The sequence below is a fragment of the Mumia sp. ZJ430 genome, assembly GCF_011751845.1.
Lineage (GTDB): Bacteria > Actinomycetota > Actinomycetes > Propionibacteriales > Nocardioidaceae > Mumia.
In genome coordinates this window covers 551,076-575,800 of sequence record NZ_JAAHFK010000004.1, presented here as the reverse complement: position 1 = coordinate 575,800, position 24,725 = coordinate 551,076, and the positions used below count along the sequence as shown (strand labels likewise).

The following is a 24,725-nucleotide window of genomic DNA, read 5'->3' as shown; positions in this document are numbered from 1 at the left end:
TGCTCAGCGTGACTTATCCGGCACCTACACTCGTCCGGTGAGCTCACTTGCCGCGGACACGAAGCGGGCCGTCCGTGGTTGGATCCCTGCCGACCTGTCGCGCGCCCAGAAGGTCACGGCCGTCGCGCTGGTCCTGATCGCCGTGCAGGTCGCCTTCCGCGCCTGGGCGGTGTTCGGCGGGTGGTTCTACACCGACGACTTCGTCTTCCTCTCCGACTTCGCCCGCGACGGCATCAGCTGGTCGTCCGTCCTCGGACCGCACGACGCCCAGGTCATGCCCCTCGGCCTCGGCCTCGCCGCGCTCGCCTCCCTTCCGGGCGGGTTCGCCTGGCCGATCGCGGCCCTCGAGATCATGGTCCTGCAGGCGCTGGCATCGCTGGCGTGCTGGTTCGCGCTGCGCACGCTCTTCGGCGACCGCCCCGCGATCGTCTGGCTCCTCGCGTGGTACCTGACGTCGGCGCTCACCGTGCCGTCGGACATGTGGTGGGCCGTCGCGCTCAACCAGCTGCCGCTGCAGATCGTGCTGTTCGGCGCGATCGCGACCCACGTCCTCTACCTACGGACACGGCTCCTGCGGTATGCCTCGGCGACGACCCTGCTGCTCGTCGTCGGCTACCTCGCGTACGTCAAGACCCTCGTCGTTCCCGTCCTGCTCGTGCTGCTGACGCTCGCTTACTTCGCCAAGGGCCGCCTTCGGGGGCGCGCCCTTGGGTCCTTGCGCACCTTCTGGCCGGCCTGGTTGATGTACGGAGTCGTGACGGCGGCCTACGCGGGCATCTACCTCGCCGTCGCGCCGTCGATCAACTCGCTCGGGGACGACACCGACTATGCGGGCCTCGCCGAGACGGTCCTCACCCGAACGCTCCTTCCCGGGCTCGTCGGCGGCCCTTGGCGCTGGGAGATGTTCAACGACCCCGTCCAGGTGGTCTTCCCTCCGGCGCTCGCCGCGACGGCCTCGGCGGTCCTCGTAGGTCTCGTCCTCGCGTTCGCACTCCTGACCCGTCGACGGGCGGCGCGCGCGCTCGTGCTGGTCGCGACCTCGCTCGTCTTCAGCTACGCGCTCCTCGCGACCAGCCGTGCCGAGTTCCTCGGGGCGCTCGTCGGGCGCGAACCCCGCTACATCGCCGACGTCTTCGCCCTCACCGTGCTCGCTGTCGGAGCGATGTTCCTCCCGATCGTCGGGGCGACCGAGCCGAGCGAGCCGCGTGACCCTCCCCTGCTCTCTTGGGCGCCGCCTCGCCCGCTCCTGGTGGCCCTCGGCCTGGTCGTTGGCCTCGGCGGCGTGTGGTCGACTTTGACGTACGTCGCACCGTGGCACGACGACTTTCCGACGCGCGCGTTCGTCGGCACGGCCGTCGACGAGCTCGAGGGGAATCCCGGCCGACCCCTCGCCGACGAGCCGGTCCCGGACCCCGTCATGTGGGCCAACACCCACCCGTACCACAAGCCCTCATACCTCCTCGCGCCGGTCGGTGACCTCTTCGCCACGCCGCGCGCAGCCACCGACCTCTCCGTGCTCAACGACGATGGCATGATTCGAGCCGCACACGTGCCTGAGGGCATCCACGCGGAGCTCGTCGGGACCCCCGGCTGCGGCGTCCTCGTGGACCGACCCCGGACGTTCGCGTTCGGGCAGACCGTCCACGACTACCCTGGTCAGTGGCTCGCGATGTCCTATCTCGGGTCGGGCAACGGGCGCGTGACCGTCCGTACGGGCGAGCGCACCGATGTCGTCGACGTCAGGCGCGGCCCGCACACACTCTTCGTCGACGTGGAGGGCGACATCGAGACGATCGAGGTACGACCGGTCGGCGACGTGACGCTGTGCGTCGACAGGATCGTGGTGGGCGACCTGGAGCCGTCGCTGTGACCGCCGGGCCCGTGCTCGTCGAGGAGCGTGCCCCGGTCTTCCCGGTGCTCGACACCCTCCGCGCGATCGCCGCGCTCTTCGTCCTGACGACGCACACGGCGTTCCAGGCAGGTCTCTACACCAGCGGCGCCTGGGGCGCGGTCGCGTCGCGGCTCGACATCGGCGTCGCCATCTTCTTCGTGCTCTCCGGGTTCCTCCTCGGCCGCCCGTACCTGCTCGCGATCGCTGAGCGGCGCCGGCTCCCGGGTGCCGGCCGCTACCTCTGGAAGCGGGCCCTACGCATCCTGCCGGTCTACTGGATCGCGGTCGTCGCGGCGATGCTCCTCCTCGAGGAGAACCACGGCGCGTCGCCCCTGACCTGGGTCAAGAACCTCACTCTGACCACGCTGTACGGCGAAGGGGCCTATCCCCTCGGGCTGGCCCAGATGTGGAGCCTGGCGGTCGAGGTGGCGTTCTACCTCGTCCTCCCGCTCCTTGCGCTCCTGGTAGCACGTCTGCTGTGCCGCTCGCGCTGGCATCCAGGCCGGGTTCTCGTCCTGTGCGCGGTGCTCGTCGCGGTGAACATCGCCTGGACGTCTGGCCTGTACACCTGGATGGGCATCGAGACGACCTTCGCAGCGCAGTGGCTCCCGGCCTACCTCAGCTGGTTCGCGGCGGGCCTGGCGCTGGCAACGGTGTCCCTCCCGACTCCGGACATGCCGCAGCGTCTGCTCATCGTCCGACGTCTTGGCGAGACCCCCTGGACGTGCTGGGTGCTCGCAGCGGCACTGCTCGTGATCTCGTCGACGCCCGTGGCCGGTCCGGCGACGCTGGATGTCCCGACCTTTAGCGAGGCGACGCTCAAGCACTTGCTGTACGCCGCGATCGCGGGGCTTGTCGTGCTCCCTGGCGTGTTCGCGCCGGACAGCACTCGCTTCGGACAGGCGCTGTCGGTGCCGTGGGCGCGCCACCTCGGCCACATTTCGTACGGCCTCTTCTGCGTCCACATGACCGTGCTGATGCTGGTCTTCGAGTGGCGCGACATGGAGCTGTTCGGCGGGCGCTGGCTCGAGCTGTGGGTGCTCACTCTCGCGATCAGTCTCGCAGTCGCCGAGATCCTCTACCGCGTCGTCGAGCGTCCAAGCATGCGGTTGCGCAACCTCGGCCGTCGCAAGCCGCCGACGACGCAGGACGCGACGAGTCCGAGCCCCACCAGCACGACCAGCTGAGGCCAGGCGAGCTCTCCGGCCCAGCCCGACTCCGCCCCCCACGGCCGGATCACATAGGCACCGGCCGCCACGAGGACGGCACCGCCTGCCGCCCACGCCGGGGTGTCGTCGGACCAGCGGCGTACGACCAGGCCCACCGCCCAGCCCACGGCCGCGGCCACCACACCGGCGAAGCCTGCGACGAGCCCGACGGCGACGACACCGCCGACCAGGGCCATCACGGGCCGACGGACGGCGGAGCGCGGCGCGACAGGAGCGAAGCTCCGGCGACCACGCCGGAGCACGACCAAGAGGAGCACAAGGAGCGTGAGCAGCCCTGCCCCGAGCCCGACCCGGTAGGGCGTGGCGGGCGCGTAGGACAGCGCCAGCGACTTCTCGTCCTCACCGACGAACCACCCCTGCTGCCAGCCGTTGACCTGGACCGGCGAGCGGCCCTCGGTGTCCTGCCATCCGGCATTGTGGTTCTCGGCGACCGTCACGAGCCGCTCGCCCTCGGCGTCGGACGCGAGGTCGACCGAACGCTCGGTGGCACCCCAGTCCGACGGGCGCGTCGTCGTCGGGACGACAGGCTCGGGTGCATCGCCCAGGACGAGCGCGGTCGGACGGAAGGTCTCCGTGCCGAGCACACGGATCCGGTGCCTCCCCTCGGTGAGGTCGATCGCGTTGGGGCCGCAGATCTCCGCGAAGGTCTCGCCTCCGGCAAGAACGTCGGTCGCGGAGGCGTCCACGCGCGTCACGTGTGTCACGCCGTCGATCTCCACGGCCGGGCCCTCCCCGCACCGCGCGACCCGGCGGTCGTTGGCTCCGGTGGTCGGGAACAGCCGCGGGTTGCTCGGCAGGCTGATCTCGCTCACCCCGACGGGGAGCGGGCGCGAGAAGCCCGCTGTATCGAGGGCGCGTCGCGTTTCGAGGTCGCCGAAACGCACCTGGACCCAGGACGCGGCGACCGGCCGGAACCGGGCCAGGCCCGAGCCGTCGAGCGCGACCTCGCGTTCGGTGCCGTCGGAGAAGCGCAGCGTGACCTCGCGCGGGATCGACGCGCTCAGTGCGCGATCGGTCACGACGCGGACCTGGCTGACGCGTCGCGTGCCGAGCCACTGGAGCGTCAGGTGCGGGTCGTTGTCGTCCTCCGCCGCGACCCAACCCGTGCCGCGGTCGCCGTCGACCGCACGCAGGACGCTGTCGCCCGGGGACTCGACGAGGTACGAGCTGGCCGAGGCCGAGGCGAAACGGCCCTGCTGCAGGGCCGCGTCGAGAGCCGCGCCGCCGATGGGTGCCACCCGCAACGTGGCGTCGTACGTGGCGTCGGCACCGAGCGTGACCTCGCGGTCGAGCGAGCGTCCGTCCTCACCCCACTGCTCCTGCCCGGCGACGCAGCGCGCCTCGCCTCGGACATCGAGGCAGCCGGACCGGTACGCACCGTCCACCGTCATCACGATCTGGTCCGGCACGCCCCACGACGTGGGGAGCTCGGGCATCACGAGCGGGCGGGTGATCTCCAGACCGGGCAGCGAGACGTCGGAGATCGCCAGCGGGTCGAGCAGGCTGCCCTGACCACTGATCCGAACCTTCGTCGTGCCCGCACCCGACAGCGGGACATCCACGGGCAAGCCTGGCTCGACGTCGACTTCGACGCTCTCGTCGTCGGTCTCGATGACGAGGCGCCGGTTGCGCTCGGCACGGGGGTCGAGGGTCACGGCGAGCTGGTCGAGCGCGACCGGGCCACCGAGCTCCAGCTCCAGCCACGACCGCGCACTCGCGTCGTCGCCGCCGGCGCGCCAGGACGTACGAGGATCGCCGTCGAAGGCCGACCAGGGCTGCTGGCCAGGGACCACGGCGCCGGACGACGAGGCGTACCCCGCCGAGGACGATGCGGCGATGCGCTTCGCCCCCACCAACCGCGGCTCGGAGACGAAGTCCTCCGTCGGGCTGACACGGTAGTCGTGGACGGGCCGGTCGATCGTGTACGGCGACGCGGGGTCGAGCGCGGCCGAACGGTTTTGCTCGACCCGCCCGAACGCCTGCTCCTGGCGGCGCGCCCCGTCGGAGAGCACCACGTGGGACGGCCGATCGTCGGACGGGTAGTCATCGGCGAGGATCGAGGCCCCGGACGCTCCGGCGTACTCGTCGAGCGCCAGCAACGAGGCCGGCCCCCCCGCCACGACGGACGTGTCGCCGACGGGCTGCTCGCTGACGGGGCCCCCTCCCCCGCCCACGGCGAAGACCTCGACCGCCGGCCGGTCGGCCAGCCAGCCTCCGTTGACGAAGACGTCGTCGCCCTCCTTGCTGGTGACAACCGGGTCGCCGCCGAGCGTAGGCCCGAAGCGGGCGACCGAGGTGATGCCAGGCGAACCGGCGAGCGTCGCGTACACGCGCTCCAGGTCGGTGTGTGCGGTGCCGATCGCAAGATCGTTGCGGACGACGAGATAGCGCACGCCTGATCGCTCGAGGTTGCGCGCGAGACCCGCTGAGCCCTTGCCCTCGGCAAGCCGCTGCTCGATGACGTCGAGCGTGCGGATGTTGCCGCCGGGGGCGAGCGGGATGACGTTGCGGACCGCCCAGGGCGACTCCGCCAACGGCTGGAGGACGTCGTCACCCGTCCGTCCCCACAGGTACTCGCCGAAGGACGCCGCGGGGACGACCATCGCGCGGCTGCCGGTGTCATGCTCGGCGAGCCACGTCGAGGCCTGGCGCCAGTACTGCGGGATCTCGGCGAACGTGCCGCGGTTAGCCAGCTGACCCGTCCATGCGGGCACGGTCGCGCCGACCACCGCGGCGACGCCGAGCACTGCGACCCCGACCCGCAGGGTGCGGGCCTGGTCCGCCGACCTCGCCCTCGCGCCGGCCACGGTGAGGAGGTGGGCGAGACCCAGCACGAGCGGGATCCTGATGAGCAGGTCGAACTTGTGGGTGTTGCGCAGCGGGGCGAGGAGACCGTCCAGCGCGCGCTGGAGCGAGTCGGCGCCCCAGCCGTCCACGGCGCCGGTGTGACCGAGGGTGACGAGCACGAGCCCCAGGACGACGCCCGACAGCAGGAACCGCCGGTGCGGCGTCCCGCGTGTCGCGATCCCGACCACGCCCAGCGCGACGACGACGGCGCCGTTGGCGATCAGCCCGATCGAGCGGATGAGGTCGTTGCCAGCCACCGAGTTCATATCGACGTACGGCACCCAGTCGCTCGTGCCGCGCAGCGCGTCGAACAGCGTCGCGGCGAACGTCGTCGTCGACGCGCTCTCGATGTAGTCGAGGAAGGGCGGGCTGTACTCCCCGAGCAGGAACAGCGGGATCAGCCACCACAGCGTGCCGAGCAGCACGAAGACCGGCCACCAGATCATCAGCGAGCGGCGCCGCGGCGAGGCTGGGGAGAGCAGGAGCCACAGTGCACCGAGCGGGATCACCGCGAACGTGGCGACGGCGTTAACCCCGCCGACGCAGGCCACCGCGAGCGCGCTGAGCGCCGCCATCCAGCGTGGATCGTGCTTGCGCATCCCGATCACCAGCGGCACGAGCACCCACGGCGCGAGCGCCATCGGCCAGACCTCGATCGAGCTCGGTCCGATGACCGACAGGATGCGCGGCGACAGCGCGTACGCGAGCGCGGCAACGACCCGAGCCCACGGGGCACCGATGCGCAGCGCGCCGGCGAGCTTGACCATCCCGAGGAACGCGGTGACGAGCAGCAGCGACCACCACAGGCGCTGGATCACCCACGGCTCAAGCGTGACGGCATCACCGAGCCAGAAGAACGGCCCCATCGGGAACAGATAGCCGTACGCCTGGTTCTGGACCTGTCCGAACGCGCCGACCGGGTCCCACATCGTCAGTGCCCGCGCCAGGAAACCGCCGGGGTCGACGGTGAGGTCGAGCTTGGTGTCGGTGACGACCCGCCCCGGCGACTGAACGAACGCGAGCGCGACCAGCCCGAGGCTGATCGCGAACAGGCGGAAGCGCCAGGTCAGTGCTTCCGGACGACGATCGCGAGGTTCCACGTCGTCACCTCCCGTAGCGCGGGCACGCGCAGGGTCCACCACGCCCACCACGGGTGGTAGCGCGGCATCGTCTCCAGCACCTCGCCCGCGGTCTGCTCACGCGCCCAGCGCAGCCCGTCGCGCGCGGTGACCGGGAACAGGGACGTGCCGAAGTCGTTCTTGGGCCGCTTACCGTGCGTACGGGCGTAGCGATCGGCAGCGCGGTAGCCGCCCAGGTAGTGCCACGGGGCGGTCTCGTGCCCGCCCCAGGGCCCGAACCAGAGCGTGTACGAGAGGTAGACCAGGCCGCCGGGACGCGTCACGCGCATCATCTCGTCGGCCATCGTCCACGGCTCGGGCACGTGCTCGAGCACGTTCGAGGAATAGGTGACGTCGAACGCTCCGTCGCGGAACGGCAGCGACATCCCGCTGCCGATGACCGTCCCCGGCTCCGGGTCACCGAGCCCGGAGAGCTCGCCGAGGTCGGAGTCCAGGGGCGTGTAACGCGCACCGGCGCACCGGAAGGCGTTCGCGAAATAGCCCGGACCGCCGCCGACGTCGAGCACATGGCTGCCGTCCAACGACCCGTAGCGGGACAGCTGGGCCACGGAATCGGCGGCGAGCATCCCGTAGAAGCGATCAGGGTCGCTCTGCTCCACCCGGTGCGCCCGGAAGAGGCGGACGGACCTGCCCAGCGTCGGGCGCGCGAGAACGGGGGAGGGAGCGGTCACGCGCCGACCTTAGCCGACGGGGTGTGAGCCGACCCGACGTCCCTTGACTCGCTGGTAACCTTGGCGGCTGCTGGGAGGGAGACCACGACATGCCAACGAGCCTGCCGACACTGCGGCCGGGGCGCCACGTGCTGATCTGCAACTGGCGCGACACCCGCAACCCCGAGGGCGGCGGCTCCGAACGGTTCGTCGAGGAGGTCGCGCGAGGGCTGGTCGAGCGCGGTGACCGCGTCACCGTGTTCTGCGCCGCGCACGACCAGGCGCCGCGCGACGAGCTGCGCGACGGGATCCGTTTCGTCCGCCGCGGCGACAAGATGGCCGTCTACGTGTTCGCGTTCCTCCGCCTGCTGCTGCGCCGGTTCGGCCACGTCGACCTCGTCGTCGATGTCCAGAACGGCCTTCCGTTCTTCACCCGGCTCGCGACCCGCAAGCCCGTCGTGGTGCTGGTCCACCACGTCCACCGCGAGCAGTGGCCGGTCGTCTATCCCGGCCTCGTCGGTCGTGTCGGGTGGTGGATCGAGTCCTGGGTCGCGCCGCGGCTCTACCGCCGCTCCCGCTACGTCGCCGTCTCGACCGCGACGCGCGACGAGCTCGTCGCCCTCGGTGTGGGACGCGAGCGCGTCTCCGTGGTCCACAACGGCACAGACCCGACTCCTGCCACCGACGTCGAGCGCTCGACGCACCCATCGATGTGCGTCGTCGGTCGCCTCGTCCCGCACAAGCAGGTCGAGCACGCCATCGACGCCGTCGCCGCACTCACCGAGCTCCCCGACCTGACTCTCACCGTCGTCGGCGACGGCTGGTGGGAGGACGAGCTGCGCGCGTACGCCGCCGGTCGCGGGGTCGCCGACCGCGTCGTGTTCACCGGGTTCGTGGACGAGCGCGCGAAGCACGACGTGTACGCGTCGTCCTGGCTGATGCTCCTCCCCTCACTCAAGGAGGGCTGGGGGCTGGTCGTGGGTGAGGCCGGCTCGCACAGCACACCCACCGTCGCCTACCGCTCGGCCGGCGGCACCCAGGAGTCCGTCGACGACGGCGATTCGGGCGTCCTCGTGGACGACCAGGCCGAGTTCGTCGCGGCTGTCCGTCACCTGATGACCGACGACGCGCTGCGTGAGCGGCTCGGCAAGGGTGCCCTCGACAAGAGCCGCGCCTTCACCTGGACACAGACGAGAGAGGGCTTCGCCAGTGTCCTGGCGAAGCCCTCTCGATAAAACCTGGCGAGCCCTCACGGCGGAGGGCTCAGTGGGTCGTCAGCGGTTCGCGCCGTAGTTGACGACGGAAGACGTCGGCTGCGTCGGGTTGTCCGACGTCGCCTGCGACTGAACGACACCAACGACGGTTGCCGCACCGAGGCCGGCGCCGACGACGATCGCGGCCACGCCACCAAGGAAACTGCCCACGAGTATCTTCCCTCCTGAAGTCCGAGCCGCCAGGGTACCAGCCGGTAGGGCGAACCCACCAACACCGTGGCGAAGTCGTGACCTGACCCGTTACCGCGCGTCCGACGGCACCTCGTACACGGCGATCTCCTCGCCGGTGAACAGCGGCTCCAGCTCCGCCTGGAGCTCGTCGAGGTCGTCGGCTCCGAACGCGTCGAGGGCCACGACCACCAGGCCGATCCCCTCCGCGCGCAGGGTAGCGGCGGGATCGTCGGAGGCCAGTGCCTCGCGGACCGCCGCCGCGCGCGCGTCCTCGCCGCCCACGACCGTCCCCGAGACCACGAGCTCGTCGTCGACGACCGTCTCCCGCGGGAAGTAGCGCCCGGCCGGGTCGAGGACCACCCGGCCGTCGTTCCATGCCGGTGCGCGGAACGCGCCGAACGGCAGTGAGACCAGGTCGCCCTCGGCATCGCTGTCGGCGATCGCCGCCCGCGCCTCGTCCCACTCGGCGGGGTACGAGACCGCCTCGAGCCGGCCGGCGGCGCCCCACGCCAGGTCGGGCATCACCGCGATCGGAAGGAGGACGGCCACCACGAGGACGGAGGTCCGCGCGAAACCGTCACGCACCCGGCCCGCCAGCGCCGCCACGCCCGCCGCGACGAGGACGGCCTGCAGTGGCGCGAGCAGGGCGAGGTAGCGCGCGCCGTCACGCAGCAGCCCGCCACCCGGCACGACCTCGACGACCCACTCCAGCACCGCCGGCACATACGCCCCGACCAGGGCGATGGCCAGTGCGATCACCGCGGCGGGCACCAGCGCGCGTACGGGCTCTCGGGCCGGACCACCCCGCCATGCGGTCACCGCGCCGACCGCCATCACGGTCCACAGGACCAGGCAGAAGAGCGTCGCCGTCACGAGGTCGCGAGAGTCCGGAACCACGTCGACGTTCCAGATGCCGCCGAGGCTCAGCGCCGCGCCCAGCCGGCCCAGGCCCGCCTCGGGCTGCAGCGCGAACACCGCGACGCCCGCCGGGTCGCTACGGCCCGCACCGGCGTGCGCGAACCCGGCGACGATCCACGGCAGGTTCACCACCACCGCCACGAGGCCGACCCGACCACAGCGCCGCCACCCGCACACCGACACCGCCAGCACCGCGCCGATCACGCCCGAGGCCGGGCTCAGCGCGGTTGCGGCGAGCAGCACGACCCAGCGCCACCATCGCGGGGTACCGCCCTCACGAACCTCCAGGCACGCGACGACGAGCCACGGGAGCGCGGCGTACGCGACCAGGAGCGGCCAGTGCCCGATGACGAGTCGCTCGGCGACGTACGGGTTCCAGACGAACCACGTCGTGCCTGCGAGCTGCGCGCCGAGCCCGAACCGACCCAGCATCCGCATCGCGCCGGCACCGGCGGCGACCAGGCTCCCGACGAGGACCACCTTCTGGAGGAGCCAGCCGGGGACCACGAGGTTCGCGACCGCGACGACCGCGTCGGACGGGACCGCCCGCGGGGTCGCCGATCCCAGTCCCCACACGTCCGGGCGGGTGATGTCCAGCCTCGGGACGAAGACCATGTCGTACGACAGGACGTAGCCGGAGGCGAGCATCGGCGCGCACACCAGCAGCGCCATGACCCACGGCCACGCGTTCCCCAAAAGACGTCGTCCCATCACGCATGGTTATATCGGGTCCGTGTCTGCGCCCCCACCGAGCCGCCCTTCGACCGCAGTGAGCGCCGGAGGCCGCATCGCCGTCGCGATGATGGTCCAGAACGTCGGCGCGTACGCGTTCACCCTGCTCGCCGCCCGCCTCTTGGTCCCTGCCTCGTTCGGCGCGCTCACCGCGCTGCTCGGCGTCATCCTCGTCGCCAATGTCGGATCCCTCGCGGTGCAGACGACCACCGCCCGCCGGATCGCCGTCTCCCCCGGCTCGGCCGACCGCATCGCCGCGACAGCGACCGCGGTCTCCGTCGGCATGGGCGCGGCCGTGGGTGGCGTGCTCGCCGTGCTGAGCCCGCTCATCGCCGATGTCCTCCGGCTCGACTCGGCCTGGCCCGTGGTGCTGTGCGGCGCCGCGGTCGTCCCGCTCACGCTGATGGGCGCGCTCGCGGGGATCGCCCAGGGCCAGCACCGCTGGACGTCGCTGTCGGTCGTGTACGTGACCAGCGGGCTCGGCCGCATCGTGTTCGGGACGGCCGCGATGCTGATCAGCGCGACGCCGACCGCCGCGGTCGCCGGTGTGATGGTCGGCGCATGGCTCCCGATCCTCGTGTGCGGCAGGCTCCTGCGGGCAGGCGGCGTCGGCGGCGCCCGCCCGTACGTCTGGGAGGTGCTGGCGGGCTCGCACGCGATGCTCGCCTACCTGGTCCTCAGCAATCTCGACGCGCTCCTGGCGCGCGTCGCTCTCGACCCCCATGACAGCGGGCTGTACGGCGCCGGCCTCATCCTCACGAAGGCGGCGCTGTTCCTCCCGCAGTTCGTCAGCATCGTCGCGTTCCCCCGGCTCGCCCGCGCCCGCGCCGATCGCGCGCGCCGCCTCGCCACCCTCGCGGTCGCCGTCGTCGGTGCCGTCGCGACGGCCGTGACGGCCGCGCTATCCGGGATCGCGCTCATCCTCGTCGGCGGTGACCAGTATGCCGAGGTCCAGCCGCTGCTGTGGCTCTTCGCCCTCGAGGGATCGCTGCTCGCAATCGTCCAACTCCTCGTCTTCGACGCCCTCGCGCGCCGCTCTCACGGCATCGTGGCGGTGCTGTGGATCGCGAGCGCCGTCGCGGCGACGCTCATCCTCGTCCTGCCCCTGCACGTCGCGGGGGTCGTCGTCACGATGGTCGGGACGGCAGCGGTCGTGGCCGCAGCCGCGTGGGCGATGTCGTACCGCGAGTCCCGTGCGGTGCGCGCCGCCGGCTGACCCGCCCCTACTGGCGCGCCATCGCGACCCGCAGACGCTCGTCGGGGTCGATGAAATGGTCGTGATCGTCGGAACCGACGTCGATCTGGACCCAGTGCACGGTCCCAGTGAACCTGCTGCTCGCCGCGGTGTAGTCGCGCGACACGGTCGTCCCCGACTCATAGCCGATGTCCGTCGTCTCGTCAGCCGAGAAGACCATCGGCTGGGTCGCCTCGACCCGCCCCGAACCGACCTGGTCGCCGTCGTGGAAGAGCGTGACGTCGCCGCCCTTCGCGAGCCCGCCCCCGTCGTACGCGAACTCGATCCGCACCTGATGGCGGCCGGACGGGATCGGCGCATCCGCCACGGTCGCGAACTCGTGGATGCCGAGCACGTTGTAGACGAACTTCGCGTGGCCGTCCTTCGCGTACAGGCACCAACCCCCGAACCGTCCACCCTGGGCGATGATCACGCCCTCGGCACCGCCGTCAGGGACCTCGACGTCGGCGGTAACGGAGAACGACCTGTTCTTGATGCTCACGACGCTGTTCTCCGACAGCCGCCCCATGCCAGGGAAGAACAGCTGGGAGTCGCCGTGGATCAGCGTCGGCCTCCCCGCCGCCGCCGGGTCGATGCGCTCAGCCAGACGGTCGTCCATCGGGAGCACGTCGTACTTGGTGGCCTCGATCAGCCACAGCCGCTGGAGTTTGGCGAGCAGCTCAGGGTTCTCAGCGGCCAGGTCGTGGGCCTGGCTGTAGTCGGTGCTGCTGTCATACAGCTCCCAGAGGTCGTCGTCGAATGGCGGAACGTTGCTGCCGAGCATGACCCACGGCGTCCGGTGCTTGGTGACGGCGCTCCAGCCGCGGTGGTAGATCCCGCGGTTGCCGAACATCTCGAAGTACTGCAGGTCGTGGCGCTCTGCTGCTTCCGTGTCGGTGAACGAGTACGCCATGCTCGTCCCTTCCATCGGCGACTGGAGCACGCCGTTGACCATCGTCGGCTCCGGCAGCCCGGCGGCCTCGAGGACTGTGGGCGCGATGTCGATCACGTGGGTGAACTGCGAGCGGACGCCACCCTTGTCCGCGATCTGGTCCGGCCAGTGGACGATCGTGCCGTTGCGCGTGCCGCCCCAGTGGGAGGCGATCTGCTTCGTCCACTGGAACGGCGTGTTCATCGCCCACGCCCAACCGACGGAATAGTGGTTGTACGACTCGGGCGAGCCGAGCTCGTCCTTCTTGCTGAGCATGAACTCGGGCGTCTCGATCGCGGCCATCCCATTGAAGTTGGCCATCTCGTTGAAGGCGCCGTTCATCGTGCCCTCGGCGGACGCCCCGTTGTCGCCGATGATGTAGTAGACGAGCGTGCTGTCGAGGATGTCGAGCTCCTCGAGCGTGTCGACCAGGCGCCCGACCTGGTGGTCGGTGTGCTCGAGGAAGCCCGCGTACACCTCCATCTGACGCGCGAGCACCGGCTTCAGCTCGTCCGGCATGTCGTCCCACGCGGTGATCTCGTCGTGCCGGACAGTGAGGTCGGCGTCCCCCGGGATCACGCCGAGCTCCTTCTGGCGAGCGAAGGTCCGCTCCCGCTGGACGTCCCAGCCCTCGTCGAACGCCCCCGCGTAGCGGTCGGCCCACTCCTTCGGGACGTGGTGAGGCGCATGCGTCGCCCCGGGCGCGAAGTAGACGAAGAACGGCTTGTCGGGCATCAGTGCCTTCTGCTGCCGCATCCAGCTGGTCGCCCGGTCCGCGAGGTCCTCGGTGAGGTGGTAGCCCTCCTCCGCGGTACGGGGTGGCTCGACCGGCGTCGTCCCGTCGTACAGAGCGGGATCCCACTGGTTGTTCTCGCCGCCGATGAAGCCGTAGAACGTCTCGAACCCGCCGCCACCGGACGGCCACGCGTCGAACGGACCGAGCGGCGATGACTGCCACACCGGCACCTCGTGACACTTGCCGTACTGCGCCGTCGAGTAGCCGTTGAGCTTGAGCGTCATCGCCAACGGCGCCTTGGTGTTCGGGCGCAGCGAGCTGTTGCCCGGGGCCGAGGTCGCGGTCTCGGTGATGCTGCCCATGCCGACGGAGTGGTGGTTGCGCCCGGTCAGCAGCGCCTGCCGGGTCGGCGCGCACAACGCCGTCGTGTGGAACCGGTTGTAGCGAAGCCCGCCGGCCGCGAGTCGCTCCGCGGTCGGCGTACGGCACGGCCCCCCGAACACGCTCGAGGCGCCGAAACCGACGTCGTCCAGCAAGATAACCAGCACGTTGGGTGCGCCCTCGGGAGGGAGGAGCGGCTCGATCGGCGGGTACGAGGTCTCCGGGTCCTTGGCGTCGTACGTCGTCAGTCCTGGTGGCCGGCGATCAGGGATCGGCAGCATCGAGCGCGCGTGGCGGTCGGGGCGCATCGGCCCACCTCCGTCGGGTCGGGTGTCTCATACCCACCGTGACCCCGAACGGCTCCGACTCCGTCACCCCTTGTGGGTGAGACCGGGCTAGTGGCCCGCCTCGTGCCACGAGCGGCCGATGCCGACCGACACGTCGAGCGGCACCTTGAGGTCGGCGGCCCGCGCCATCTCGTCGCGCACGATCTGCTCGACGGCGTCCTTCTCGTCCGCGGCCACCTCGAGCACGAGCTCGTCGTGGACCTGCAGCAGCATCCGCGAGCGAAGGTCGGCCTCGCGCAGCGCGCGGTCCACCCCGAGCATGGCGACCTTGATGATGTCGGCCGCCGAACCCTGGATCGGGGCGTTGAGCGCCATCCGCTCGGCCATCTCGCGGCGCTGACGGTTGTCGCTCACCAGGTCGGGGAGATAGCGGCGACGGCCCATGATCGTCTCGGTGAAGCCCGTACGACGGGCATCGTCGACGACGCCGCGCAGGTAGTCGCGCACGCCGCCGAACTGCGTGAAGTACTCGTCCATCAGCGCCTGCGCCTCGCGCGTCTCGATGCCGAGCTGCTGGCTCAGCCCGTACGAGGACAGCCCGTACGCGAGGCCGTAGTTCATCGCCTTGATGCGTGAGCGCATGCCGACGTCGATGGCCTCGGGCTCGACCTGGAACACGCGCGACGCCGTGATCGTGTGGAAGTCGGCGCCGGAGTTGAAGGCGTCGATCAGCGCCTGCTCCTCGGAGAGGTCGGCCATGATCCGCATTTCGATCTGACTGTAGTCGGCCGTGAGCAGCGTGTCGTAGCCCGTGCCGACGACGAAGGCCTCACGGATGCGGCGCCCCGCGGCCGTCCTGATCGGGATGTTCTGGAGGTTGGGGTCGGCCGAGCTGAGGCGCCCGGTCGCGGCGATCGTCTGGTTGTACGTGGTGTGGATGCGGCCGTCCGGCGCGACCGTCTTGCGGAGCCCCTCGACCGTCACCCGCAGCCGGGTCGCGTCGCGGTGCTCGAGGAGGTGCAGGAGGAATGGGTGCTCGGTCTTGGCGTAGAGCTGCTGGAGCGCATCGGCATCTGTCGTGTATCCGGTCTTGGTGCGCTTGGTCTTGGGCATGCCGAGCTCGTCGAACAGGACGACCTGGAGCTGCTTGGGCGAACCCAGGTTGATCTCCTTGCCGATCACCTCGTACGCCTCGTCGGCCGCCGTACGGACGCGCGTCGCGAACTCCTCCTCGAGGGTCTCGAGCGCGTCGGTGTCGACGGCGACGCCGACCTCCTCCATGTCGGCCAGCACGCTGACGAGGGGAAGCTCGACGGTGTCGAGGAGCGTACGCCCGCCCTGCTTGTCGAGCTCGGCGTCGAGCGCACCGCTCAGCTCGACGACCGCAGCGGCCTGGAGCATCGCGTCCTGCGCGGCGGCGTCGTCGGCGACATCGAGGGTGAGCTGGTCGCCGTGGTCCTCGACGCGCAGCTCGCGGTGGAGGTAGCGCAGGGCCAGGTCCTCGAGGTCGTACGACCGCTGGTCGGGCCGCGCCAGGTAGGCGGCGAGTGCGGTGTCGCTCGCGAGGCCGGCGACCGTCCACCCCTGCGCGCGGAGGGCGAGGATCGGGCCCTTAGCGTCGTGGAGCACCTTGGGCCGCGCGCCGTCGGCGAGCCACGCGGCCACGGCGGCTTCGTCCGACGGCGTCAGCGTCGCCACGTCGAACCACGCCGCGCCGTCGTTGCCCGGGGCGAGCGCGAGCGTGTCCACGCGGCCGGTCCCCCGGCCCCAGGATCCGCCGACGCGGACGCCGACCGGCACCCCCTCGGGCACGTGCTCGTCAAGCCAGGCCGCGACCTCGCCCTCACCGAGGACTACGCCGGAGACCTCGAAGCCCTCCTCGGCCTCGGGCTCCTCGGTCGAGAGGGTCTGGAACAGCCGGTCGCGCAGGACCCGGAACTCCAGGCCGTCGAAGACCTGGTGGACGGCGTCGCGGTCCCACGGCTGGAGAGCGAGGTCGGCGGTGGTGACCGGGAGGTCGAGATCGCGCACCAGGGCGTTGATGCGGCGGTTGCGGATGACGTCGGCCAGGTGGTCGCGGAATGACTGCCCCGCCTTGCCAGTGACCTTGTCGGCATCGCGGACCAGGCCGTCGAGGCCGTCGAACTGGGCGAGCCACTTGGCCGCGGTCTTGGGGCCGACCCCGGGGACGCCGGGGAGGTTGTCGCTGGTCTCGCCGACCAGGGCGGCGACGTCCGGGTAGCGCGCTGGGACGACGCCGTACTTCTCCTCCACCGCCTGCGGAGTCATGCGTGCGAGGTCAGAGACGCCCTTGCGCGGGTAGAGCACGGTCGTGGTGTCGGTGACCAGCTGGAGCGCGTCGCGGTCGCCGGTGCAGATGAGCACCTCGAAGCCGTCCTGCTCCGCCCGCGTCGCCAGGGTGCCGATGATGTCGTCGGCCTCGAAGCCCTCCAGCTCGAGGTAGGTCACGTGCAGCGCGTCGAGGACTTCCTTGATCAGGGCGACCTGGCCGGTGAACTCGTCGGGCGACTTGGAGCGGTTGGCCTTGTACTCGGCGTACTCCTCGCGCCGGAAGGTCTTGCGCGAGACGTCGAACGCGACCGCCAGGTGGGTCGGCTGCTCGTCGCGCAGGACGTTGATCAGCATGGACGTGAAGCCGTAGACCGCGTTGGTGTGCTGGCCCGTCGTGGTCGAGAAGTTCTCGACGGGGAGGGCGAAGAAGGCCCGGTAGGCCACCGAGTGGCCGTCGATGAGGAGGAGGCGGCCGGAGTCGGCGAGAGCAGGGTCAGCGGTGCTGGTCGAGTCCACGCACCGACTCTAACGGTCGCCACCGACGCGGATCGCGCCCCCGTTCGTCGGGCGGCCAGCCGCGTGACGTCGGTCGCGGGCGGTCACTCGCGGGCGGTCCGGGCCAGCGCGTCGTGCGTACGGAGCAGGGAGCGACGCACCGCGATCAGCCTCCCAGTGCTCCGCCCGCTCGCCCGCCCCGCAGCACGGGCGCGCAGGATCCGCACCCGGGCTGCGCGTACGGTCGCGAACTGGCCGAAACCGATCCGCGTGAGGAACCGGTGGGCGTCGCGGGAGGCGGACGGCGCCCACGCGTACACCAGGCTCGAGCCGGCGTCCTCGGCCCAGTCGACGGCGACGCTCATCAGCGAGGACGCGATCCCTCGGCGGCGGAAGCGCGGATGGACGTGCAGCTCGCTCACGATGACCATGCTGCTCAGGTGGAGCGGTGTCTGCGGGGCCAGCTCGACCTGGATCGCACCGACCACCTGGTCGGCGATCGTCGCCACGCACAGGCGTCGGCGCGCATCGGTATCGAGGAGCCCCAGGGCCTCGGTGGCCTCGGCGACCGAGGGCTCTTGCCAGGCAACCACCGTCATCGTGGTCGCTTCAGCCGTGCCTGGGTCTCCCGACACGCACACCCTCCAGAGGTCGATCAGTGTCTTCGCGTCGGCGGGAACCGCCTCACGCACCTCCAGCGGCATACGTGCCACCAGGCCCCCCTCGGGTCGAGTCAAGGGTGAAACACTACGCCGTGGTGGGCGCTCCTGTCACAAGGTCGGGGCGGCACCCGGACGAGCCGAGGAGAGCCAGTGTTCATCGGGGCTGGGACGGTCGTGAACGTGCTCGCAGTGCTGGCCGGGTCGGGCATCGGGCTCCTGGTCGGCCACCGGCTTCCCGCACGCACCCGCGCCGTCGTCACCGACGGCCTCGGGCTCGTGACCCTGCTCATCGCCGCCCTGTCGGCCGTCGCGGTCACCGACCGGCTCCTGTCCGACGCCGTGGGGCCGAGCGCGCCGGTGCTGATCGTGCTGGGGGCCGTCGTCCTCGGCGGGTTCATCGGCTCGCTGCTGCGGATCGAGCACCGCCTCGAGCATGTCGGCGTCGTCCTCCAGGCACGGATGGGCGGTGCCGCCGACGAGGGGGCGCGTGCACGTTTCGTCGAAGGATTCATGACGGCGTCGCTGGTCTTCTGCGTCGGGCCGCTCACCATCCTCGGGTCGATCACCGACGGGCTCGGCGGCGGCGCGCAGCAGCTGCTGCTCAAGTCGGCGCTCGACGGATTCGCGGCGATCGCGTTCGCCGCCTCGCTCGGCGTCGGGGTGATGGCGTCGGCCCTCGCGGTGGGTGTGATCCAGGGCGGGTTCACGATCCTCGGTGCGGTCATGGGCTCGTTCGTGCCCGAGCCGCACGTCATCGCCCTGACGGCGACGGGTGGCGTGCTGCTCATCGGAGTCGCCCTGCGGCTGCTCAACATCCGCCCGATCGCGGTGGGTGACATGCTCCCGGCGCTGATCGTCGCGCCCGTGCTCGTGCAGTCCGTGATCTGGCTGCGCTGAGCGCCTGCGGACCCCGCGGGCGCGCCGTCGGGACGCACGGCGCGGACGACGCCCGGGAACCACCTCGAACAGCGCACGCCACTGCGCACCGAAGGCGGGCGCCGGACCGTCGTAGCCGCGCTCGCGCAGGAGGCGGTGCACCAGCAACATCAGCGCACGCGAGCCGACCCGGTCGCCACGCTTGCTCGGTCGCAAGCTCGACGAGCCCCCCGAGAGCCATGTGGCCGCGGTGCAACAACCAGTCGCCACGCTTGACGAGGTCGATCAGCCGTTGCCGCTCGCAGCACCGGATGAACGCTGCCGCCGGCGTGACTCCGACGGTGTCGAGGGGTGGAAACGCGAGCGTCCGGTGCAGGAAGACCCCGTCCAGCTCGCGGTGCTGGTCCTGGTCGATCACGAACTCGAGCGGGAGCTCCGGTCCCTCGTCGTACCCGAGCAGCCGATGCCGCGTCGCGCCGTCGACCCGGCTGCCGTCGGGAGGGCGAGCCGAGCTTCCTCCACCTCGTTCGCGAAGGACATCGCGTACGAGGTGCGGTGAGGTCGGGCGGGAGCGGGCGAGGAGCGGGCATCCGCCGATGCGTGGCGTGACGCCGAACGGGACGGGGAGAAGGTCGCTACTGCACGTCGGACGTGTCCGCGACGCCCGCCGCACCACCCAGCGGAGGGCCGTGGTCGACGACCCCCTCGGCAACAGCGCGCATCGACATGCGCAGGTCCATCGCGGTCTTCTGGATCCAGCGGAACGCCTGCGGCTCGGTGATCCCGAGCGCCTCCTGGAGGAGCCCCTTGGCGCGCTCGACGGCCCGACGCGTCTCGAGACGGTCCTCGAGTCCCGCGACCTCTGCCTCCAGGGCGGCGATCTCGGCGAAGCGGCTCACCGCCATCTCGATCGCGGGGACGAGGTCGGACTTGCTGAACGGCTTGACGAGGTAGGCCATGGCGCCGGCGTCGCGCGCCCGCTCGACGAGCTCGCGCTGGCTGAACGCCGTGAGCATGACGACGGGCGCGATGCGCTGAGACGCGATGCGCTCGGCGGCCGAGATGCCGTCGAGCTTGGGCATCTTGACGTCCATGACCACGAGGTCGGGTCGCAGCTCCTCCACAAGGGCGACGGCCTGCTCGCCGTCGGCCGCCTGACCGACGACCTCGACGCCTTCCTCGGCGAGCATCTCGGCGAGGTCCAGACGGATCAGGGCCTCGTCCTCGGCGATGACGACACGGCGCACGGTCGGGCGCGCACCAGGGGTGCTCTCTGCGGAAGTCACGTGAGAAGGTTATCCCGCGCGTTCGACGCGCCGCGCCGGGCCGGGTTGGCGGAATGGTAGACGCGGTGGTCTCAAAAACCACTGTCCGAAAGGATGTGCGGGTTCGAGTCCCGCACCCGGCACTTCATGGTCGCTGCTACTCAGCACCCGCGGAAATCTTTTCGCAACCTGCGTCCGCTACGGTCCTCTTCACACGCACGGTTGCCGCGTACAACCGGATGCCGTCAACTTCGCGCCGGTTTCATAACGGCTTGGAATCTTCGGGGTTCGGAAGCACCGCCGCTGTGCTACAACGATGCAGTTAATGCATTGGGACGCACGTCCGCCCCGAGACGATCCACGGGCCGGGCACCAACGAATCGGAGGACACCATCGTGTCTCGTTCCACGAAGGCGCTCGCAGTAGCCGCAGCGCTGACCCTGGCCCTGGCCGGGTGTGCCAACAACGACGACGACGGCGGCGGCAGCGACAACAGCTCCACAGCGCCTGAGCTCGAGGTCCAGACCTCGATCGAGGCTCCTGCGGACGCCGTCACGCCTGCAGGCGACGGCAAGGCCGAGTGCCCGGCGACGACCACCCTCGCCTACATCGGTGCCGAGACCGGCCCCAACGCCCAGCTGGGCATCAACATCGTCAACGGCGTCCAGCTCGCGATCAACGAGCACAACGAGGCCAACAAGGACTGCCAGGTCCAGCTGCGCAAGTTCGACACCGAGGGCGACCCCAACAAGGCGACCGGCCCGGTGACGCAGGCGACCAACGACGAGAACATCATCGGAGTCATCGGTCTTCCGTTCTCCGGTGAGTCGAAGGCGACCGGCAACATCCTCGAGCAGGCCGGCCTCGTCCACATCACGCCGTCGGCGACCAACCCGCTGCTGACGACCAACGGCTGGACGACCTTCTTCCGTGGTCTGGGCAACGACAACGTCCAGGGCCCGGCCGTCCCAACTCTCGCCGAGAAGATCGGCGCCAAGAGCGTCTACGTCGTCCAGGACGACTCCGACTACGGCATCGGCCTCGCCACCTCGACCACCGAGGCGCTCGCCGACAGCCTCGCCGGCACCGACGCGGTGACAACGGGTCAGAAGGACTTCTCGGCGACGATCTCCAAGATCCTCGCGGAGAACCCGGATGCGGTGTTCTACTCGGGCTACTACGCCGAGGCTGCGCCGTTCAACCAGCAGCTGGTGGCCAAGGGCTACAAGGGCGCCTTCATCGGCCCTGACGGCGTCAAGGACGACCAGTTCATCAAGCAGGCCGGCGATGCCTCGAGCAACGCCTACTTCACCTGCCCGTGCATCCCGGGCGAGCTGATCACCAGCTTCGCCGACGCCTACGAGAAGGTCTCGAACGGCACTGCTCCGGGCACCTACTCGGTCGAGGGCTACGACGCCACGACGGTGCTCCTCGCGGGCATCGACGCCGGCAACCAGGACCGCGCGAAGCTGAAGGACTGGGTCAAGAACTACGACGCCCAGGGCATCAGCAAGAAGTTCAAGTGGGACGAGACCGGTGAGCTCACCGAGCTTCCCGTTTACGGCTACAAGGTTCAGGACGGCAAGATCGTCTCGGTCGGCGTGATCGAGTAACGAGCCAGCTGTCAACGGAGGGGGTCCGTCTCATCAAGACGGGCCCCCTCTCTGCTCATCCGACTCCCAAAAGGAGCCCTAGTGGACCAGTGGATCACGCTCGACTGGGATGCCCTGGGTGCGAACTTCTGGAGCGCGACCGTCGATGGACTCACATTCGGCGGGATCTACGCGCTCGTCGCGCTTGGCTACACCCTTGTGTACGGCGTTCTCAACCTCATCAACTTCGCGCACTCCGAGGTCTTCATCGTCGGTGCGTACGCGATCGTCTTCACCCTCACGTCGCTCGGCTTCGGCCCGTCGGTGCCCAACCTCGAGTGGTACCAGATCGCCGCGAACCTCTTGCTCGCCGTCATCTTCGGCATGCTGGCCTCGGCGATCACCGCATTCATCGTCGAACGTGTCGCCTACAAACCCCTGCGCGTCAAAGGCGCACCACGGCTGGTGTTCCTGATCTCCGCGATCGGTATGTCGTTCGTCATCCAGTACCTGATCTTCGTCTGGCGCGGACCCAACCCCGAGCCGTCGGTGATCATGTTCGAGAACAAGGCGATCTTCGACATCGGCGGGACCCTGATCTACTTCGACTCGATCCTCATCGTGACGGCAGCGATCTTCATGATGATCCTGGTCGATCAGTTCATCCGGCGCACCAAGCTCGGGCGCGGCATCCGCGCCGTGGCCCAGGACCCCGACACGGCAACGCTGATGGGCGTCAACCGTGAGCGGATCATCATCAGCACGTTCATCATCGGCGGACTCCTCGCCGGCGTGGCCGCGCTCTTCTACGTGATGAAGGTGCCCTCGGGCGTCCTCTACCTCGGCGGCTTCGTCCTGGGCGTCAAGGCGTTCACCGCCGCCGTCCTCGGCGGCATCGGAAACGTCCGCGGCGCGCTCCTCGGTGGCCTGCTTCTGGGGTTGATCGGCAACTACGGCCAGATCCTGCTCGGGAGCGCACAGTGGACCGACGTGGTCTGCTTCGTGGTCCTGATCATCGTCCTGATGGTCCGGCCGGAGGGCATCCTCGGCAGCAACCTCGGAAAGGTGAGGGCATGAGCACCGGTACGCCGATGGGCGGGGCCTCGGAGTCCCAGGCCCGCGCCGACGAGCTGGTCGAGGAGACCACGAAGCCGTCCCGCCTCCGGGGCCTCTCGGACTGGTGGAACCACCTTCCCCGGGTCGGCCAGTGGGGCTTCCTGCTGATCGCCGTCGCGGCCGCGTTCGCGCTGCCCCTGGTCAACATCCCGCTGCTCACGACCGAGCCGGGCAACAACTGGCCGCTCGCCTGTGCCGAGATGGCTCGCTACGCCCTGGTCGCGATCGGCCTCAACGTCGTCGTCGGCCAGGCCGGTCTCCTCGACCTCGGCTATGTCGGCTTCTTCGCAGTCGGCGCCTACGTCGCCGCGCTGTGGACGTCACCCGACTCGACGATGGTCCACATCCCCTACCTCCTGACCCTGCCGCTCGCGGCCATGGTCACGGTGGTGTTCGGCGTGCTGCTCGGCATCCCGACGCTACGGCTACGAGGGGACTACCTCGCGATCGTGACGCTCGGGTTCGGCGAGATCATCCGTCTGCTGGCGACGATCATCCCCGCGCTAAAGGGTCAGGTCGGCTTCCAGAACGTCGGCCGCCCGCCGGGTGAGAACGCCGACGGCAACCCTGTCTTCGCCAACAGCGAGGGCGCCCCCTGGTACTGGCTGACGATCACGGTGATCATCATCGTCATGATCGCGCTCGGCAACCTCGAGCGCTCCCGCGTCGGCCGCAACTGGATCGCCCTGCGCGAGGACGAGGACGCCGCCGAGATCATGGGCGTCCCGACGTTCCGCTACAAGCTGTGGGCGTTCGGCATCGGTGCTGCCCTCGGCGGTTCCGCGGGCGCGATTGCGGCCGGCCAGATCGGGTTCGTCAACAACCAGCGTTTCGACGTCCAGATGTCGATCATGTTCCTCGTGGCCGTCGTGCTCGGCGGTCAGGGCAACAAGTTCGGTGCGATCATCGGCGGCGCGCTCGTGGCGTACATCCCGCTGCGGTTCACCGCGATCGCCGAGTACAAGTACCTCATCTTCGGTGCCGTGCTCGTCGTTCTGATGATCTTCCGTCCGCAGGGGCTGTTCGGGAAGCGTCCGCACCTGCTCACGTTCGAACGGCGTGCGCACAAACGGATCGCCAACCTCGCCAACGCACCGACGTCCGCACCCGTCGCGAAGGAGGCCGGCAAGTGACCGAGCACCCCAGTCCCCCGGCGACGCCGAAGCCGGATGCGCCTCCGCCGCTCGACTCTGAGGTAGCGCAGCTCGCTGCCGCGGAGCGCGAGATCGCTGTCGACGTCGGCGACAAGCTGGTCGAGATCCGGAACCTCACGGTCCGCTTCGGTGGTCTGACCGCGCTCGACGACGTCTCGTTCGACATCAAGCGCGGCGAGATCCTCGGGCTCATCGGCCCGAACGGTGCCGGCAAGACGACGTGCTTCAACGCGATGACCGGCGTCTACCGTCCGAGCTCGGGCCAGGTCCTCCTCGAGAACGAGCCGATCGGGCGCAGCAAGCAGCACAAGATCACCCGACGCGGCATCGCCCGCACGTTCCAGAACGTGCGTCTGTTCGGTGAGATGACGGCGCTCGAGAACGTCGTGGTAGGCCTCGACGCCCGCCACAAGACGGGCGTCTGGGGGTCGCTCTTCCGCACCCCGCGGCTCTACCGCGAGGAAAAGGAAGCCATCGATCGCGGCATGGCGCTGCTGGAGTTCGTCGGGATCGCCGACAAGGCGGTCGTCCAGGCGAGCGGGCTTCCTTACGGCTACCAGCGCCGCCTCGAGATCGCGCGTGCACTCGCGACGGACCCGAAGCTGCTGTGCCTCGACGAGCCTGCGGCCGGCTTCAACCCTGCGGAGAAGGAAGAGCTCATGGAGCTCATCCGCACGATCCGCGCGGACGGCTACACGGTGCTGCTCATCGAGCACGACATGCGGCTCGTGATGGGCGTGACCGACCGGATCGTGGTCCTGGAGTTCGGCAAGAAGATCGCCGACGGGCTCCCCAAGGACATCCGCAACGACCCGACGGTCATCGCTGCCTACCTCGGAGAGGAAGACTGACG

Annotated in this window: 18 protein-coding genes and 1 tRNA gene; 11 read left to right on the top strand and 8 right to left on the bottom strand. The window is 70.1% G+C overall.

The window, feature by feature from the left end; translation table 11 throughout:
• Positions 1–37: 37 nt before the first annotated feature.
• Positions 38–1,870 carry a hypothetical protein gene (locus HCT63_RS18945; RefSeq protein ID WP_167008558.1) on the top strand — a complete coding sequence of 611 codons (1,833 nt, stop codon included), beginning with the start codon at positions 38–40 and terminating at the stop codon, positions 1,868–1,870.
• Positions 1,867–3,078 carry an acyltransferase gene (locus HCT63_RS18940; RefSeq protein ID WP_167008555.1) on the top strand — a complete coding sequence of 404 codons (1,212 nt, stop codon included), beginning with the start codon at positions 1,867–1,869 and terminating at the stop codon, positions 3,076–3,078. Before HCT63_RS18945 ends, HCT63_RS18940 begins: the two co-directional genes overlap by 4 nt.
• Here the strand turns inward: HCT63_RS18940 and HCT63_RS18935 are convergent.
• Both HCT63_RS18935 and HCT63_RS18930 read right to left on the bottom strand, forming a co-directional pair.
• The gene (locus HCT63_RS18935) at positions 2,970–7,067 is read right to left on the bottom strand and encodes an alpha-(1->3)-arabinofuranosyltransferase (protein WP_167008552.1); all 4,098 of its coding nucleotides are present in this window, start codon (positions 7,065–7,067) and stop codon (positions 2,970–2,972) included. The two genes, HCT63_RS18940 and HCT63_RS18935, sit on opposite strands and share 109 nt — an antisense overlap.
• The gene (locus tag HCT63_RS18930; protein ID WP_167008549.1) at positions 7,034–7,777 is read right to left on the bottom strand and encodes a class I SAM-dependent methyltransferase; all 744 of its coding nucleotides are present in this window, start codon (positions 7,775–7,777) and stop codon (positions 7,034–7,036) included. The genes HCT63_RS18935 and HCT63_RS18930 overlap by 34 nt, the downstream gene beginning before the upstream one ends.
• Before the next feature lie 89 nt (positions 7,778–7,866).
• Between HCT63_RS18930 and HCT63_RS18925 the strand changes: the two genes are divergently transcribed.
• Positions 7,867–8,991, top strand: a complete 1,125-nt coding sequence (locus HCT63_RS18925; protein ID WP_167008546.1) for a glycosyltransferase family 4 protein — start codon at positions 7,867–7,869, stop codon at positions 8,989–8,991.
• A gap of 39 nt (positions 8,992–9,030) precedes the next feature.
• Here the strand turns inward: HCT63_RS18925 and HCT63_RS20310 are convergent, their stop codons facing one another.
• Together HCT63_RS20310 and HCT63_RS18920 are read right to left on the bottom strand one after the other, a co-directional pair.
• On the bottom strand, positions 9,031–9,180 hold the full coding sequence (locus HCT63_RS20310) for a DUF2613 family protein (RefSeq protein ID WP_208322517.1): 150 nt from the start codon (positions 9,178–9,180) through the stop codon (positions 9,031–9,033).
• Positions 9,181–9,270: 90 nt separating this feature from the next.
• Positions 9,271–10,830: a hypothetical protein gene (locus tag HCT63_RS18920; protein ID WP_167008543.1), complete on the bottom strand. Its 1,560-nt coding sequence runs from the start codon at positions 10,828–10,830 to the stop codon at positions 9,271–9,273.
• 22 nt (positions 10,831–10,852) lie between these two features.
• Here HCT63_RS18920 and HCT63_RS18915 point away from each other — a divergent pair, with 22 nt between their 5' ends.
• Positions 10,853–12,067 carry a polysaccharide biosynthesis protein gene (locus tag HCT63_RS18915; protein WP_167008541.1) on the top strand — a complete coding sequence of 405 codons (1,215 nt, stop codon included), beginning with the start codon at positions 10,853–10,855 and terminating at the stop codon, positions 12,065–12,067.
• Between the two features lie 7 nt (positions 12,068–12,074).
• On the opposite strand, the gene HCT63_RS18910 is transcribed toward HCT63_RS18915, so the two are convergent.
• The 3 genes from HCT63_RS18910 to HCT63_RS18900 all read right to left on the bottom strand — a co-directional run bounded on the left by HCT63_RS18910 (position 12,075) and on the right by HCT63_RS18900 (position 17,911).
• Entirely contained in the window at positions 12,075–14,441 is a 2,367-nt protein-coding gene (locus HCT63_RS18910; RefSeq protein ID WP_167008539.1) for an arylsulfatase, read from the bottom strand.
• Between the two features lie 87 nt (positions 14,442–14,528).
• Entirely contained in the window at positions 14,529–17,228 is a 2,700-nt protein-coding gene (polA, locus tag HCT63_RS18905) for a DNA polymerase I (RefSeq protein ID WP_167008537.1), read from the bottom strand.
• An 83-nt stretch (positions 17,229–17,311) separates the two neighbouring features.
• Complete coding sequence (locus HCT63_RS18900) at positions 17,312–17,911, bottom strand: GNAT family N-acetyltransferase (RefSeq protein WP_243843151.1); 600 nt, start codon at positions 17,909–17,911, stop codon at positions 17,312–17,314.
• A gap of 108 nt (positions 17,912–18,019) precedes the next feature.
• Here HCT63_RS18900 and HCT63_RS18895 point away from each other — a divergent pair, with 108 nt between their 5' ends.
• Positions 18,020–18,766 (top strand): DUF554 domain-containing protein, encoded by a 747-nt coding sequence (locus tag HCT63_RS18895; protein WP_167008533.1) that lies wholly within the window; start codon positions 18,020–18,022, stop codon positions 18,764–18,766.
• Between the two features lie 229 nt (positions 18,767–18,995).
• Positions 18,996–19,304 (top strand): hypothetical protein, encoded by a 309-nt coding sequence (locus tag HCT63_RS18890; RefSeq protein WP_167008532.1) that lies wholly within the window; start codon positions 18,996–18,998, stop codon positions 19,302–19,304.
• A 76-nt stretch (positions 19,305–19,380) separates the two neighbouring features.
• Here HCT63_RS18890 and HCT63_RS18885 read toward each other — a convergent pair whose 3' ends face one another.
• Entirely contained in the window at positions 19,381–20,031 is a 651-nt protein-coding gene (locus HCT63_RS18885) for a response regulator (protein ID WP_243843122.1), read from the bottom strand.
• Positions 20,032–20,070: 39 nt separating this feature from the next.
• Here HCT63_RS18885 and HCT63_RS18880 point away from each other — a divergent pair.
• The 5 genes from HCT63_RS18880 to HCT63_RS18860 all read left to right on the top strand — a co-directional run bounded on the left by HCT63_RS18880 (position 20,071) and on the right by HCT63_RS18860 (position 24,723).
• Positions 20,071–20,153 (top strand) — tRNA-Leu (locus HCT63_RS18880).
• Positions 20,154–20,405: 252 nt separating this feature from the next.
• Positions 20,406–21,623 carry a branched-chain amino acid ABC transporter substrate-binding protein gene (locus HCT63_RS18875; RefSeq protein ID WP_167008530.1) on the top strand — a complete coding sequence of 406 codons (1,218 nt, stop codon included), beginning with the start codon at positions 20,406–20,408 and terminating at the stop codon, positions 21,621–21,623.
• Positions 21,624–21,704: 81 nt separating this feature from the next.
• Positions 21,705–22,679 carry a branched-chain amino acid ABC transporter permease gene (locus tag HCT63_RS18870; protein WP_208322516.1) on the top strand — a complete coding sequence of 325 codons (975 nt, stop codon included), beginning with the start codon at positions 21,705–21,707 and terminating at the stop codon, positions 22,677–22,679.
• Entirely contained in the window at positions 22,676–23,851 is a 1,176-nt protein-coding gene (locus tag HCT63_RS18865; RefSeq protein WP_167008527.1) for a branched-chain amino acid ABC transporter permease, read from the top strand. Before HCT63_RS18870 ends, HCT63_RS18865 begins: the two co-directional genes overlap by 4 nt.
• A complete protein-coding gene (locus HCT63_RS18860) occupies positions 23,848–24,723 on the top strand; it encodes an ABC transporter ATP-binding protein (RefSeq protein ID WP_167008524.1) in 876 nt (291 codons plus the stop codon). Before HCT63_RS18865 ends, HCT63_RS18860 begins: the two co-directional genes overlap by 4 nt.
• Positions 24,724–24,725: the final 2 nt, after the last annotated feature.

Excerpts from the sequence above, each read along its gene's own strand:
- HCT63_RS18920 (WP_167008543.1), bottom strand. The coding sequence starts at position 10,830 with ATGGGACGACGTCTTTTGGGGAACGCGTGGCCGTGGGTCATGGCGCTG.
- HCT63_RS18900 (WP_243843151.1), bottom strand. The coding sequence starts at position 17,911 with ATGCCGCTGGAGGTGCGTGAGGCGGTTCCCGCCGACGCGAAGACACTG.
- HCT63_RS18925 (WP_167008546.1), top strand. The coding sequence starts at position 7,867 with ATGCCAACGAGCCTGCCGACACTGCGGCCGGGGCGCCACGTGCTGATC.
- HCT63_RS18865 (WP_167008527.1), top strand. The coding sequence starts at position 22,676 with ATGAGCACCGGTACGCCGATGGGCGGGGCCTCGGAGTCCCAGGCCCGC.
- HCT63_RS18910 (WP_167008539.1), bottom strand. The coding sequence starts at position 14,441 with ATGCGCCCCGACCGCCACGCGCGCTCGATGCTGCCGATCCCTGATCGC.